Here is a 15,626-nt window from a genome sequence, read left to right as displayed (position 1 = left end):
TAAAAAAATCAAAGTTTCCAACCTCCGGCTATTTCTATATTTACTCCTGTAAGGTAATGTCCTTTGGGCGACAACAACATGTCGAGTACATGGGTAAACTCGTCAAAAGTAGCCACCCTGCCTTTAGGTATTTCATGTACCGGTTTACTATCGCTGTTTTCGAGCACCCCTGGCGACAACATATTGATATTGACCCCTTGTTTACTTAATTCACCTGCCAAAGATTTGGTCAGGGTTAATAAGCCATTTTTGGCTATATAATAAGGAGTTACCTCGGGCTTGGCAGTAGATTGTCCCAACGATGCATACCCTATATTTATAATATGCTTGGTACGCCTAGCTACTGTTTTTTGCATCAGGGGCAACGCATAATGTATACAATAAAAAGCACTGTGCAAGTTAGAGTCAAACATCGCGTGCCACTCATTGACGGTAATATCAATGATATTTTTTTTGATATAATTACCCACGTTATTTACCAGCAAATCGAGGCGCCCCCAAGTAGACTCTATTTGCCAAAACATGGCTTCTACTGAAGTGGGGTTGGTTACATCTGCTTGTTGCACCATAGCAATGCCTCCCTGTTGGGTAATTTGCTGCTGAAATTCTTTGGCTTGGGTTTTACTTCTATTATAATGAATGACGACGGCATAGCCTGAGTCAACCAAATGGGTTGCTATTGCTTTACCCAAACCTTTGGCGCTTCCGGTGATCAATGCTACCTGTTTATCCATAAGGGAAATCTATTGAGGGTTTGCAAACTTTATCACTTCTTCTATCAACAATTTGGTTGGATGGTTCAAATCCATTTGCAAGGCTTCTTCGGGCAATACCCATACATAGCTTTGTGCCTCTTCATTGAGTACTACATCGTTGGGGGAATTGCTGGTTTGGCAACGGTAATTTAAAAAAATAAAATGCTTGGGTTTATAAAACTCCTCAGAAAAAATAACATCCTGAGCCAGCATAAATTCAATATCAAAAATATCGAGATTCGTTTCTTCTTTAACCTCCCTGATAAGCGCCTGCTTGCTGGCTTCGCCTACTTCTATCTTTCCGCCTGGCAATCCATACTTGTGGTTCCATTTATGGGTTTTGATAAGTAACAATTGATTATCTTGATTAAAGATAGTAGCTCCTACTGTAGTGATAGGGTATGTCTGTTCTGACATTTGTCTGATGTTGTTTTTTTTTGAAACTTGTTTGAACAAAACTACAAAACTCACCTACTCCGCCAAACCTAATGACTGATGCACTTCTTCAAAAGTCTCACCCTATAAGGGATGATCATAGCCAGGGCTATGTTACTATTTGTTTTATCGTTCACCAATCAAGTATTTTGTTTACCTGGAGCACATTAGCTTTTATGTTTTACTAAGGTCATCGCCTAAGGAATTGTTCAAAAATAAATTTACACTCTGAGAGGTGATTTTTCGCCTTGATACTTCGTTATTTTTTTTGCCCGTAGCGCTGCTATGGGCGCAAAAAATAGCCTCTTCTCAAAACAAAACCTCTACCTCAAGAATGGTAATTTAATTTCTCACCATTCCTAAGCTAAAAAAGCATTTTTAACTACGAAAACGATCATTTGTACAAGCTATAATGTTTAACTGTATTATTTTATCTAAAATCTTCGAACGAGAGGGTACTAATGTAGTATCTACCTGCATCGCTCAACAAATCACGGTGCATGCGCCACTTGTCGTTGAAGAAAGAAATTCCAACCTGAGTATCTAACAGAAATGTTCCTAAAATGTTTAGCACCCCTTTGCGGGAAAACACACTTTCGGTGTACAAGATACGGGCACCTTCCCCTTTTACATTCAATGCTTTAGCAAAATACTGGGTAATGGCATGGTCTTTACGAGCTGCTTTAGGGCCTGACACCAGCACCATTAACTGCTTTTTTTCCTGGTTGTCTAAGGTAGAATAAAACTCTTTGGTAAATGTATGGGCGACATCTATTTGAGCAGCAATGGCAGCCAACACATTGCGTTGAATTAAAGGTTGGCTCTTTTTCAGAAACTCTTGTAGCTCGCTATGAATCAGTTTATTGGTACGCAAACATTTATCGGCCAATGCCAAACCCAGATCTATTTGGGTAAACTGATCTTGTAGTTGCTGTGTATTGACAAATGAGCGTTTTTTAAGGGTTTTGCGGGCGGCAGTCATCAACCCCATAAAATCTTTGAGTTCTTGTAGTTTTCCTGTCGAAAGTATTCCTTCTTTTTCAAGCCCCAATATTACATATAAAGCAAGCGGAACATGTGAGACAGTTTTGAGTTCGGTATACAACGCAGGGGTGATATTTTCCCAACGAGGTTTGGCTCCTTTACGTACAAACAATAAGCCTCCATTTACAAACGCAATGACTGGGGCATGTTGCTCTATTAGTTTTTGGCGGGTTTTGGCATAAGATTTTCGAAAAAAACTATTCATTTTGGTAAAAGGATCTTTACCTTCTGTTATTTTTCCATGCTGGGCTTGAACCCCAAAAGCACACAGGCAAGTAAGCACACTTGTCAGAAAAAATTGTTTAGATAAATAATGAGTAGTTTTTTGAGAGCTATGCATTGTTCGTATAAAGTGAAATATTTAAAAAATATGGTTTTCAGTACATTAGAACGGCAAGCAATATAATGATTTAACCCGAAATAAAACAACCACCTTTATAAAGCCCTCGTTATTTGCTATAAATATGATTTTGAGTAGGTTTGTAGTTAGTATTCAAAAAAACTATATTGGTATTTAGCTAATAATCATAAAGGTAAAGGTTGATGAAGGAATGTATCAAAATCAAACATGTATTTTTAACTTGTCCCCTCCTTGTGTTGGGCTTACAACTTTTAACGACATAAAAAAAAGACTTGCCATAGCTTTGGCTATGCTACTGTCGTGCAAACTGACTCAATATCTACAGGATATAATCTTGCTGCGCCTGTCGGAAAAGTAACTGCTTAAATCTATAGAAGTTTATTTTTTACCATTCCTAAAATAACAATTCAAGGTATTTCGACAAGCAGACATCTACTCTAGCACTGGTTGCCAAAACACCCTCATTTACATTGTTTTTAAAACTATGTTACATAATAAACTATCATATCCGACGATTGCTTTTTTGTTTTTATGGGTAATGAATGCTACTCAGGCACACGCCCAAACCAAAAACTATCGTTTTCAGGCTTTTTATATTCTCAATTTTACTAAGTATATCGAATGGCCCAAGCAAGACAATGATCGCTTTGTAGTAGGTGTTTTGGGTAGTCAATATACTAGTCGCACCATTTCGCGCACGCTCTCGGGTCGCAAAATAGCTTCTAACGGTAGCACCATCGTAGTAAAAAGGTTTCCCTCTATTTCTCAAATCAAAGATTGTGATATTTTGTTTGTGAGTGCCAACAGCACCAACAACATTCGTCGAGTGATCAGAAAAACCACCGGACACTCTACCCTCATTGTCACCGAAAAGGAAGGTTTTATAGGCAAGGGAAGCTGCATCAATTTTGTGGTAAAAAACCGTAAAATGCGCTACGAAATTAACCCTCCTCAAATCAACCACTTTGGTTTGACAGTGAAAAACGACAAAATACTCACCCTTGCCGTCAATACCCCCATACACCAGAATGCAACCGAATAAAATTACTTTCCAAAACCAATCTCCACTATCTGAAAACATCTCACAGTAATGAATAAATTTTACTTCAAGATTTTTTGTATTGCCTGCATCGCCTTTTGTTTGGCTTTGAGCCAACAAGGGCAGGCACAAACTAAAAAAGTGTACACTCAAGACGAGCTCAAAAAGATGCCTAAAGATAGTGTACTTAAGATTTTGGCAGCCATGGAACTCGAAGACCTTATCAACCTTCAGTTTGATGATGCTGACTTAAAAAAATACCTGGATCAAGTACTCAATGTCGATATTCAAACCAGCGACCGGGTAAAAACCCAGAAATCTGACCGGGTACCAGCAACTGTTATTACTATTAGCGACGACTTGATTCTTAAAAGAGGATATATCTCTATTTGGGATGTGCTCAAAGATTTGCCCGATTTTAAACTAGAGTTTGGGGCTACCCAAGAGGCCTTCAACATAGCCACCATGCGGGGGCTCGAAGGAATGAGTAAGTTTATCATATTGATGGATGGTATTAGAATATCGTCGCCTACCAACGAACGAGTGCCACTACTTGCCAACTATCCGGTGCATCTTGCCAAACAAATAGAGGTTGTATACGGACCTGCATCAGCCTTATACGGGGCAGATGCTTTTGCAGGGGTAATCAACATTATTACCAAAAAAGCGGAAGATATCAACGGAGCCGAGGCATTGTTGGCAACTGGTATGTATGGACAATACAATGGAGGACTTACCATAGGCAAAAAACTAAATGATAAAATAAGCTTTACCCTTTCGGGGCATTATAGCTACGACCAACAGCCCAACTTAAGCAACTTTTATAACCGCAATGGAGAGTTTGACGGTTTAGAGTCGCTCAGAACTGGAGTATTCAACACGGCATTTGGCACGCGCACTATCAGCACCGATGGGCTTCACCCTGAGTACCAAATGCCCTTAAGCACTTATGCCATTCATGCCGCTGTTCAAATAGGCGGCCTACGCATCAGTGGGTTTAGAAACCAATCAAAAACCCCCACCGCCACCGCCCAAACCCCTGACAATGGTTTATACAACGCCTCTGCTTTTGCTACCAACCGTATTACAGTAGGAAGCGCAGTGTACGAAAAAAAGTTTGGCAAACTTACCAGTACCTCTATGTTGATAGCAAGTCGTTATGACTTCCAACCAGAATCGGGGTTTCAAAACTTATTTACCAATATGCAACGCACTTATAAGTTTGCTTATGGGCGTATGTACAAGATAGAACAATTGATCCAATGGTCAGCCAGTGATCAGTTGTCGGTGATAGGCGGAGCTACTTACGAAAACTTTTTTTCTTACCCGAAAGGGCACGATATGGAAGAACCTAGTTTTAACTTTTTTGATCCTAGTGGGGTATTTGCAGGTACTATTACCGCCAACCGCCCTGCTGGTTTACCTGTACAAATAGATCAGTTGAGGTACGCTAATGTAGGAGGTTTTTTACAGGTAGAATATTCTCCTATAGAAAAATATCCTTTATTGCTTACCCTGGGGGGTAGGTATGACTACAACACACGTTACGACCCAGTGGTTAACCCAAGGTTTGGTGTGGTATGGCAGCCTGCCCCCAAAACAACTGTAAAAGCCATGCACGGTTGGGCTTACTTAGCTCCTTCTCCTTTACAGGCTTATGAACAATTTGGTTCGTTTAGCACGGCTGATGGTGGTGCTACATTTAGTTCAAGTTTTTTTCGTTTACCCAACCCCAAACTACAGCCTCAAACGATCAAATCATCCGAGCTTCATTTAAAGACTTACTTATCCGAATCGTTTAGTGTAAGCTTAACCGGACACCACTCTGTTGCTGACAACTTATTTACCACCTCTACTGATGTCAACCGTCCTGAAATATCTCGATTTGGAGGCGAATACCTAGGCTGGCCAGTAAGTACTATTGAAGTAAGGGTAAACGAAGGTAGACAGACCATTTATGGAGGTACACTTCAACTTGACTATTTCAAAGACTTTGGCATGCTTCTACGAGGCAATCCTATTTCGGGGCAGGTCAGAGCATACATAGCAGCCTCGTTGATAGATGGTAGTGTAGACCCAGACGCAGGTGGCCCTCAGGATGCCATACAAATTGCTTATATTGCTCCATTTAGCCTCAAAACTGGCTTTGATTTCACCCTGGGGCGTTTGTTTCTTGGGGTACGAGCGCAGCACTACAACGAACAAAGGGTGCCCAATGTAACGGCAAATGATGCCAACATTCGCCAAACATTGGATGGTTACACTGTGTTGAACCTCAACTTGGGCTATCAATTTAGTCACCTGGTGCGTTTCTTTGTCAATATAGACAACCTTACCGATGCTCGCTACCGCAATATAGTGGTAGGTGCCGCACCAGATACGGGTACGGTAGGCAGCAGTGGAGAGTTTGCTTTTGGAGCGCCTCAGAACCCTTTGCGGGTTTCGGGTGGATTAAGGTTGAAGTTTTAGGCAGTTAGAAGCACCAACAGGGGCAAGCTTTAAGCGACAAGCTGCAAGTCCTTAGATACCGATGAATATCGGTGCTAGACCCTATTCCATAGGGAGCTATCAAGCTTGTAAAGTGTTTATTTTCAGTTGTTTATAAATTTAATAGTTAGAAGCACCCGCAGGGGCAAGCTTCAAGCGACAAGCCGCAAGTCCTTAGATACCGATGAATATCGGTGCCCCGCAAGCGGGATGTCGGCGTAGCCTCCACTAGGCAAACCCTGTTTAACTGCGTTGAGCTCATCACAGCAAACTGCTGTAGATTCGGTTCACAGGTAACTACATCTTTATATCACACTGATTTTTCAGTAACTTATAAAAATCTCAGTTACAAGCATCAAAAAACGACTTGGCACAAGAATTTGTGGTGGGTCGTTTTTGTTTTAGAGCATTTTTTCACAAAACTACGCATCAATAAATCTGAGTTCTAGTATTTTTATACTAAAAACTTGAGCATCCCCTAAGAATTATGCAAATTAAGCCTTCAATCATTCCAATCTTTTAGACTAATGCCACAAACTCATTACCGAACCTGTCACCTATGCGAAGCCATGTGTGGGGTAGAAATTACAACAGAAGCCAATACCATCGTCAGCATCAAAGGCGACAAAAAAGATCCGCTCAGTGCTGGGCATATCTGCCCCAAGGCTTACGGCCTCAAAGATGTACACGAAGACCCTGACCGCCTCAAGCAACCGATTAAACGAACAGCTAAAGGTTGGGTAAAGATAAGTTGGGAAGAGGCTTACGCTGAAGTGGTGCAAAATATCAAAAGTATACAGCACACACACGGTAAAAACGCAGTAGGCATTTACAAGGGTAACCCTAATGTGCATAATCTGGGTGGACAGTTATACGGAGCTAATTTTTCGCGCAGCATCAAAACCAAAAATAATTTCTCGGCTACTTCGGTCGACCAACTCCCCCACCACCTTGCTTCGTGGGGTATGTTTGGGCACTCGCTACTTACCCCCATTCCCGACATAAACCGTACAGATTACATGCTCATTATGGGTGCCAACCCACTCGTATCTAACGGCAGTCTTATGACAGCCCCAGGTTTTGGACAACGCCTGCGAGCCTTGCAAACACGTGGTGGCAAGGCAGTGGTAATAGATCCTCGCAAAACCGAAACTGCCACTAAAGCTTCTGAACACCACTTTATTCGTCCCGGCACCGATGCAGTGTTTTTGCTTGCTTTGCTACACGTGATTTATGACGAAAACCTGACCAATTTGGGTAAACTGGCCGACATAGTCACTCATCAAGCAATCATTCCTGAACTGGTCAAGGCATTCACTCCTGAAAAAACCGCTCCTATTACAGGCATTTCGGCTGAAACGATTCGCCAGCTTGCCTGCGAATTTGCCCAGGCAAAAACAGCAGTAGCTTATGGGCGTATGGGGCTATCTACTCAGGCGTTTGGTGGGGTATGCCAGTGGCTCATCAATGTACTCAATATTGTTACCGGAAACTTTGACCAACCTGGGGGAGCCATGTTTACTACACCCGCTATAGATGTAGTGGGCTTATTGGGTGCTATAGGCGCCACAGGTAGCCTAGGGCGTTGGAAAAGCCGGGTAAGAGCATTGCCAGAGTTTGGAGGGGAGTTACCTGTTTGCACGCTTGCCGAAGAGATATTGACCGAAGGCGAAGGGCAAATAAAGGCCATGGTAACTATAGCAGGCAACCCAGTACTGTCTACACCAAATGGCACACAATTAAACCAGGCTTTTGCTCAACTGGATTTTATGGTAGCCATTGATATTTACCTAAATGAAACCACTCGCCACGCCCACATTATTTTGCCACCTGCTACTGGGCTGGAGAGCGAACATTATGATTTAATATTCCACTCTTTTGCGGTACATAATACGGCCAAGTTTTCTTCCCGTTTGTTTGACCCTGTTCCTGAAGCAAAACATGATTGGGAAATTTTACAAGACCTTGCCAACTTGCTCAATGGTGAACCCTCTACCCCTCAGGAAAAAGAAAAACAGCAGAAAAACTTATTTGGGCGGCTTTCGCCAGAAGCCATTCTTGACCTTGCTTTACGCACAGGGCGCTACGGTAGCAAATACCATAAGGGTAGCAATGGATTGAATTTGCAAAAACTAAGGGCTCAACCACATGGGGTAGACCTTGGTCCTCTGCAACCCTCACTCCCCAAAAGGCTATATACCAAAAACAAACAAATAATATTGGCTCCTGAACTGTTTATACAGGATTTGAAAAGGGTAGAAAAAGTGTTTTGGAATGAAGCAAAAACACCTGATCAACAATTTGACCTCTACTTGATTGGACGGCGCCAATTGAGAGGCAATAACTCTTGGATGCACAATAGCGAACGGCTTACCAAAGGAAGCAACCGTTGCACAATGCACATGCACCCACAAGACGCCCAAAAAAGACGACTACAACAAGGGCAAATGGCTACGGTAAGCTCTAGGGTGGGCAACATTGACATTCAGGTAGAAATTACAGACCAGATGATGCCTGGTGTAGTGAGTATTCCACATGGTTGGGGGCACCACTATAGCGACATTCGTTTACAAACGGCTCAACAGCGCCCTGGGGTAAGCATCAATGACTTGACAGATGAATTATTAATTGACGAGTTGTCGGGCAATGCTGCCTTCAGTGGAGTACCAGTAAAGGTAGAATGAAGATGAACACAAATAAAAAACCCAGACAGCTGTGCCTGGGTTTTTGTTTGATATATTGAGAAATTAAATATTGCTATTTTAACTTAGTGATCTTTCATAAATAATTTGAGCCATTAAAGTGTATCTATTGCCCTCATTCTTCTCAAAAAAAAAGCCTCATAGCTTTGGCTATGTACCGTTTTTTTTGAATCGTCTGAGAACAATATATTTTCTTAAATTGGCACATCTTATTTTTTCCAGATCACTTATACCGTTTCGGCGGTGGCTGTTTCTTCATATTCACTCATCGGAATACAAGCACACATCAGGTTACGATCGCCATAGGCATTGTCTATTTTTGCTGCCGTTGGAAAATACTTTCCAGAAGTAAGATAAGGCAACGGATAAGCTGCTTTCTCACGGCTATAAGGCTTGTTCCAGTGGTCACTGATTACCATATTGGCTGTATGAGGAGCATTTACCACTACATTATTTCCTTTTTCGGCTTTGCCTTCTTCTATCTCCTTGATCTCTTCACGAATGCTAATCAAGGCATCACAAAAACGGTCTAGTTCGGCTTTGTTTTCACTTTCGGTAGGCTCTATCATCATAGTACCTGCCACCGGAAAAGAAACCGTAGGCGCGTGGAAACCATAATCCATTAGACGCTTGGCAATATCGGCCACTTCTACCCCAGCCGATTGTTTGAAACCACGACAGTCTACAATAAACTCATGGGCACAGGTGCCGTTGGTACCTGTATACAATACCGGATAATGGTTTTCTAATCGAACCTTTAGGTAGTTGGCATTTAAAATCGCCATTTTGGTGGCATTGGTCAAGCCAGCCGCACCCATCATCTTAATATAAGCGTAAGAAATAGTCAGAATACTGGCACTGCCCCAAGGAGCGGCCGAAACTGCGGTTTCTTTTGATACCTCAGACACACTCACCGTACGGTGATTAGGCAAGAAAGGCTCAAGATGTGCTGCTACACCAATGGGTCCCATGCCAGGGCCTCCTCCACCGTGAGGAATACAAAAGGTTTTGTGCAAATTAAGGTGACACACATCCGCACCAATCAAACCAGGGCTAGTCAAACCTACCTGGGCATTCATATTGGCACCATCCATATATACTTGCCCGCCACAGTCATGAATAACCTGACAAATCTCTTGGATAGACTCTTCAAATACTCCGTGAGTAGATGGATAAGTTACCATGAGCGCAGAAAGCTCTTCTTTATGTTTTTCAGCTTTTTCTTTCAGATCAGCCACATCTATATTTCCACGTTCGTCACACTTCACTACTACCACTTTCATTCCGGCAAGTACTGCACTGGCAGGGTTGGTACCATGTGCCGACTGTGGAATCAATACAATGTTTCGGTGAGTATCGCCATTGTGCAAGTGGTATCCTCTAATGCTCATTAGACCAGCATATTCGCCTTGTGCACCAGAGTTGGGCTGTAGTGACACTGCCGCAAAACCAGTAATTTCGCAAAGCATTTGCTCTAGTTCTTTAAACATTTGGGCATAGCCTTGTGCCTGCTCAAGAGGGGCAAACGGGTGCATGCTGCCTAACTCGCTCCAGGTCACAGGAATCATCTCTGCCGTAGCATTGAGTTTCATCGTACAAGAGCCCAAGGCAATCATAGAATGTACTAAAGACAAGTCGCGGTTTTCTAACTCCTTGAGATAGCGTAACATAGAGTGCTCCGACTGGTGGGTGTTAAACACTGGGTGAGTAAGGTACTCAGACTTACGGGTAAGATGGTCAGCAACGTGCCAATCAATCTCTTGGGCAAGTGCATCGGCAAAAGTAACAGTGGTACCCAATGCTTCGGCAAATGCATTTAATAACTCCTTGGCATCGTCCAACGATTTGGTTTCATCAAAGCTAATGCCTACGTGGTTGGTAGCATAATAGCGTAAATTGATGTGCTTACCTTCGGCAATCGTTTTTATTTTGGCTTTTAGGTCATCGCTGAGGGCAATCTGTAAAGTATCAAAGTACTGCTGATTTACTACCTCAAGTCCGAGCTTCTCTAGACCCAACGCAGTAAAACGGGTAAGCCCATACACTCGTTGAGCAATTTTTTTCAATCCTTTGGGGCCATGATACACTGCATAAGCACCTGCCATTACTCCTAACAATACCTGAGCAGTACAAATATTAGAAGTAGCTTTTTCGCGTCGAATGTGTTGCTCACGGGTTTGCAAAGCCATACGGTAAGCTTTGTTGCCTTCAGAGTCTATAGATACTCCAATGATTCGCCCTGGAATCTGTCGTTTGTATTGATCTTTAGTAGCAAAATAACCTGCGTGTGGTCCACCATAGCCCATAGGAACGCCAAAACGTTGGGCAGAACCTACCACAGCATCTGCACCCATTTCGCCCGGAGGGGTGAGCAAAGTAAGGCTGAGTAAGTCAGCTGCTACTGTAACTGCTATGTTTAGTTCTTTAGCAGTGCTTATAAAAGAAGTGTAATCGTATACCTCACCGTTGCCCGCCGGGTACTGTAGCATTACTCCATAAATATCGGCATTGGTCAGGTCTACTTGGGTATGATCACCCACTACCAGGTTAATGCCCAACGGAGTGGCGCGAGTTTCTATTACTTCTATAGTTTGCGGATGACAAAGCTCCGAAACAAAGAAAGTATTGGCTTTTTTCTTGTCTTTTTTTCTAGTGTTAAAAAACATCGTCATTGCCTCGGCAGCTGCAGTAGCTTCATCAAGTAACGATGCGTTGGCAATTTCCATTCCTGTAAGGTCCATTACAGTAGTCTGAAAGTTAATCAGGGCCTCCAGGCGTCCTTGGGCTATTTCTGCTTGGTAAGGAGTATAAGCAGTATACCAACCTGGGTTTTCCAGTACATTGCGTAAAATCACATTGGGTACAATGCAATCGTAATACCCCTGACCAATATAAGAGGTAAATACTTTATTTTTTTGCGCCAATTGTTTAAACTCTGCCAAAAACTGATGTTCAGTCAAAGCATCTGGTAAATTCAATGCCTGCTGTTTACGAATAGCCGCTGGAATTGTTTTATCAATCAAAGCATCTACTGAAGCTTCACCTACAGTTTTGAGCATTTCAGCTATTTGATCTTCAGTAGCTGAACTATTGTGTCTTTGCTCGAATTTCTCGGAGTATTGCAAATCTATTTTCATTCTGTATTCTTTCTATAATAGCACAAATCTACACCAAAGATTGATGCATCCTAATCAATTATCTGGGTTTATGTATTTTCTTGCCGTCTAACTGATTGTTTAGCATTAAGTTTTACCAAAAACACAAATAATTTTGAGCATCAAACCACTGGGATATTGAATGGTAATAATATGAACCAAAGAATATTTCGCAAAAGTACACTATAGAATCGGGATTTTCTAGTCGAACCGAACATGTTAAATATTAACATCAAAATTGGCTCAAACCTGATCAAATTTTGCGCCCTCTTTTTCCCTATTTTTTTTGTCTTTTAGACAGAAGGTTTAATTAGGCAAGTATTTTTTTTCAGACAAACAAGCACCTGATTAACAGATTATTATCTTTTTGTGAATATTTTTTTTCTGCTGTTTTGGAATAAAAAATTCAACGCCTCTGTCTAAGAACCAAAGCGCAATGCATTGACCTTAAGAATGAATAAAAACAAGTTACTTTTTAACCATTCTTTATCAACTAATAAAAAAACTTTTTAACTATGAGATTTTTTCAAAAAAAACTTTGGCTAATTGTCCTGCTGGCATGTAGTACCTCACTTTGGGCGCAACAGCTCAGCAAAAAAGAAAAACGCGCTAAACGTAAAGCCTACCGAACAGAGGCCAAGGCTTACAAACAGAAAAATGTGTTGCCAGTACTAAAAGCCCAACGCATAAAGCTAGATGCAGTCATGAGTGCGGCTGACCGCCAAAAAGTAGATGATCTGCGGGCACAGAAAAAAGCCGCACGTAAAAAAATGCGTGCCCACAGAAAGGAAATGCGTAAACTACACAAAAAAGGAGAGCGCCCTCAGTTGACTGAAGCACAAAAACAGGAAATGAAGACCATGCGTAAAGCGCGTCGTAACGCCAAATTTGCGGCATGGCAGATCGTAGATAAATATGAAACTAAAGTAGAAAAACTACTTGCTGAAATAAAACCGCAACAAGAACAATGGCACAAAGACCTCAAAGCCATTAGAGTAAAACATTTTGGCGAACGCAAAACAGGTGAGCACAAAAGGCACCACAAGCGCAAAGATCACCACGGTAAGAGAAGGCACGGTATGCGTAAAATGCTGCACCCTGTGAGATTTTTATTATTTGATCCTGCCACCACTACCAAAGCCGGGTCGGGTAACAACACCACCATTTACCCTAACCCATTGGGTACCGAGAGCAAAGTAGAATACACTTTGGTACAAACTGAAAGAGTAACTATTCGGTTGGTAGACGCCAATGGCAAATTTATAAAAGAGGTGTTAAACGAAACCAAAGATGCAGGTACTCACGTCCAACGGGTAGGCATGAAAGAGTTAAAAAACGGGACTTATTACCTAAGAATTAAAACCTCGGCAGGTACCCAAACCAAACGTGTAATAAAACGGTAATGCATAAATCACACAGGTAAATCACACTATTTTTTGTGTAATGAACAGCTCAAAGGTCTTTCAGAATTTATTTTCTGAAGGGCTTTCTTATGTCAACACTTTGCAATAATTTTATATAAAACTAACTACTGATAATCAGTAACACAACTAGCTCACCTTTATTTATTTGAGCATTTATAATAAAAATGCCAATACTCAAAAAAAAGAGATAGGTGAGCATTTACTCGACTCGGTTATAGACTATTGTTATATAAAGGTTGATAATAGGTTATTTGATAAGTTACAAGTAATTGAATATCAGGCAAAACCGACCGTGAATGATCAGGGGTGATAAGTAGTGTTAAAATTTAACTAGAAAAATGTTTGCTTTTATGGAAGTGCTTTTTTAGGTTTGCGACCATAAAGTAAAACAAAATTGCTTTGAATATGAATGAAAAAAGTTTACATATTACAAGATGTTGGTGGTGGCACAAAAGAGAACTCTCTTCTGTGAATAGCCCCGTTGTATACGTGTAAAACTTTATTACATAAAGATATAAGCAAAAAGGCTTCCTGTTCACAGGAAGCCTTTTTGCGTTTTGGGGTAGCCCTAATGAGAAACATTAAGCCATTAACGACAAGTAGTTGTAAGTTACGAATAGTCAATATAAAAACTTGCCGCTACTGACAACACACACAAGAAATATTTGACAAAACACAATGAAAAAGTACGCATTAAAAACCCGTTACCGTAAACTACTTGCCGACACCCTTACACCGGTGAGCATTTACCTAAAGTTGCGCGATAAATTTGCCAACGCTTTGTTGCTCGAGAGCTCAGACTACCACGGGGCAGACAATAGTTTTTCCTACATCTGTTTTCAGCCCATTGCCAGATTTGAGGTACAACAGCAACAGGTAAACATGCTTTTTCCTGATGATACCCGCTCTAGCATTTCACTAGACAAGGCAGGATTGAGCCAGGCAAATGGGCAAGCACCCAAAGATGTAGTGGCGCATTTTGAAGATTTTTCGAGTTTGTTTGAGTCTGAGAAGCTGCCTTTTGATTTTATCTACAACGGTATGTTTGGGTATACTTCTTTTGACTCTATTCGATATTTTGAAGATTTAAACTTCAAAACTTTCACCAACGACGCCCGCCAAATCCCTGACATACTTTATCAAACCTACCAGTATGTAATTGCCATTAACCATTTCAAAAACGAGCTGTACATTTTTCAACATTACTACGAAAACGCTCCCCGCACTACTTTCGAAGCTGAACTGGCAGAAGTAGAAAACCTGATTCGTAGCAATAACTTTCCCCAATACGACTTTCAGATCATTGATAAAGAAACCTCTAATATCAGTGATGAAGAGTATATTGCTACAGTAGAGAAGGGCATTCATCATTGCCGTCGGGGAGACGTGTTTCAAGTGGTGCTATCTCGCCAATTTTCTCAAAAGTTTTTAGGCGATGAATTTAATGTATACCGCCACTTACGTTCTATCAACCCTTCACCTTATTTGTTTTATTTTGATTATGGCAGTTTCAAAATATTTGGGTCTTCGCCCGAAGCCCAGCTGGTAGTTAACAATCAACAAGCCACCATTCACCCTATAGCGGGCACCATCAAACGTACTGGAAACGATGCGGCTGATGCTGCACTTGCCAAGCAATTGTTTGCCGATGAGAAAGAAAACGCTGAACATGTAATGTTGGTAGACTTGGCACGCAATGACCTAAGCCGCAACGGAAGTGGAGTGCAGGTGGAGGCTTTCAAAGAAATACAATACTATTCTCACCTGATTCACATGGTGTCTAAGGTAACCGCCAACATTGATGATAAAACCTCTGGCATTCAACTATTTGCCGATACCTTTCCAGCAGGAACACTTTCGGGGGCTCCCAAACACAAGGCTATTCAGTTAATTGATCAATACGAAAATCAAAACCGAGGTTTTTATGGGGGTGCCATTGGTTTCTTGAACTTTAAAGGGGAAATGAATCAGGCAATTATGATTCGCTCTTTTTTGAGCAAAAACAACGAGCTTTACTATCAGGCAGGTGGAGGAATTGTATCCAAATCGAGCCCTAAAGGTGAACTCGAAGAAGTAAATAACAAGCTTCGAGCCTTGCGTAAAGCTATAGAGGCGGCAGACAGTGTAAAGTCAGTAGTTGGTAGCACCTAAAGCCTCAAGTCCTTAGATGCCGATGAAAATCGGTGCTTTTAGCAAAAGCTGCAAGTTTGAAGCTGCTCTACAA

Annotated in this window: 9 protein-coding genes; 5 read left to right on the top strand and 4 right to left on the bottom strand. The window is 41.5% G+C overall.

Translation table 11 applies throughout. The features are described 5' to 3' along the window. Positions 1-8: 8 nt before the first annotated feature. The 3 genes from M23134_RS05465 to M23134_RS05455 all read right to left on the bottom strand — a co-directional run bounded on the left by M23134_RS05465 (position 9) and on the right by M23134_RS05455 (position 2,574). Positions 9-734: an SDR family oxidoreductase gene (locus M23134_RS05465; RefSeq protein WP_002694459.1), complete on the bottom strand. Its 726-nt coding sequence runs from the start codon at positions 732-734 to the stop codon at positions 9-11. 9 nt (positions 735-743) lie between these two features. Beyond that, entirely contained in the window at positions 744-1,172 is a 429-nt protein-coding gene (locus M23134_RS05460) for an NUDIX domain-containing protein (protein WP_045113062.1), read from the bottom strand. A gap of 448 nt (positions 1,173-1,620) precedes the next feature. Further along, a complete protein-coding gene (locus M23134_RS05455; RefSeq protein WP_002694457.1) occupies positions 1,621-2,574 on the bottom strand; it encodes a hypothetical protein in 954 nt (317 codons plus the stop codon). A gap of 505 nt (positions 2,575-3,079) precedes the next feature. Between M23134_RS05455 and M23134_RS05450 the strand changes: the two genes are divergently transcribed. The 3 genes from M23134_RS05450 (at position 3,080) to M23134_RS05440 (ending at position 8,805) form a co-directional block, all read left to right on the top strand. After that, entirely contained in the window at positions 3,080-3,637 is a 558-nt protein-coding gene (locus tag M23134_RS05450; RefSeq protein WP_045113061.1) for a YfiR family protein, read from the top strand. 48 nt (positions 3,638-3,685) lie between these two features. Then, entirely contained in the window at positions 3,686-6,103 is a 2,418-nt protein-coding gene (locus M23134_RS05445; protein ID WP_002694455.1) for a TonB-dependent receptor plug domain-containing protein, read from the top strand. Positions 6,104-6,648: 545 nt separating this feature from the next. Next, complete coding sequence (locus tag M23134_RS05440) at positions 6,649-8,805, top strand: molybdopterin oxidoreductase family protein (RefSeq protein WP_002694453.1); 2,157 nt, start codon at positions 6,649-6,651, stop codon at positions 8,803-8,805. 245 nt (positions 8,806-9,050) lie between these two features. Here the strand turns inward: M23134_RS05440 and gcvP are convergent, their stop codons facing one another. Then, complete coding sequence (gene gcvP / locus M23134_RS05435) at positions 9,051-11,960, bottom strand: aminomethyl-transferring glycine dehydrogenase (protein ID WP_002694452.1); 2,910 nt, start codon at positions 11,958-11,960, stop codon at positions 9,051-9,053. 533 nt (positions 11,961-12,493) lie between these two features. Between gcvP and M23134_RS05430 the strand changes: the two genes are divergently transcribed. Beyond that, positions 12,494-13,381: a T9SS type A sorting domain-containing protein gene (locus M23134_RS05430; protein WP_002694451.1), complete on the top strand. Its 888-nt coding sequence runs from the start codon at positions 12,494-12,496 to the stop codon at positions 13,379-13,381. Positions 13,382-14,080: 699 nt separating this feature from the next. Next, on the top strand, positions 14,081-15,553 hold the full coding sequence (locus M23134_RS05425; protein WP_002694448.1) for an anthranilate synthase component I: 1,473 nt from the start codon (positions 14,081-14,083) through the stop codon (positions 15,551-15,553). The last annotated feature ends 73 nt before the right edge of the window (positions 15,554-15,626 follow it).

Origin of the sequence: Microscilla marina ATCC 23134 (assembly GCF_000169175.1) — a bacterium.
Lineage (GTDB): Bacteria > Bacteroidota > Bacteroidia > Cytophagales > Microscillaceae > Microscilla > Microscilla marina.
This window is presented reverse-complemented; position numbering and strand designations above follow the sequence as displayed.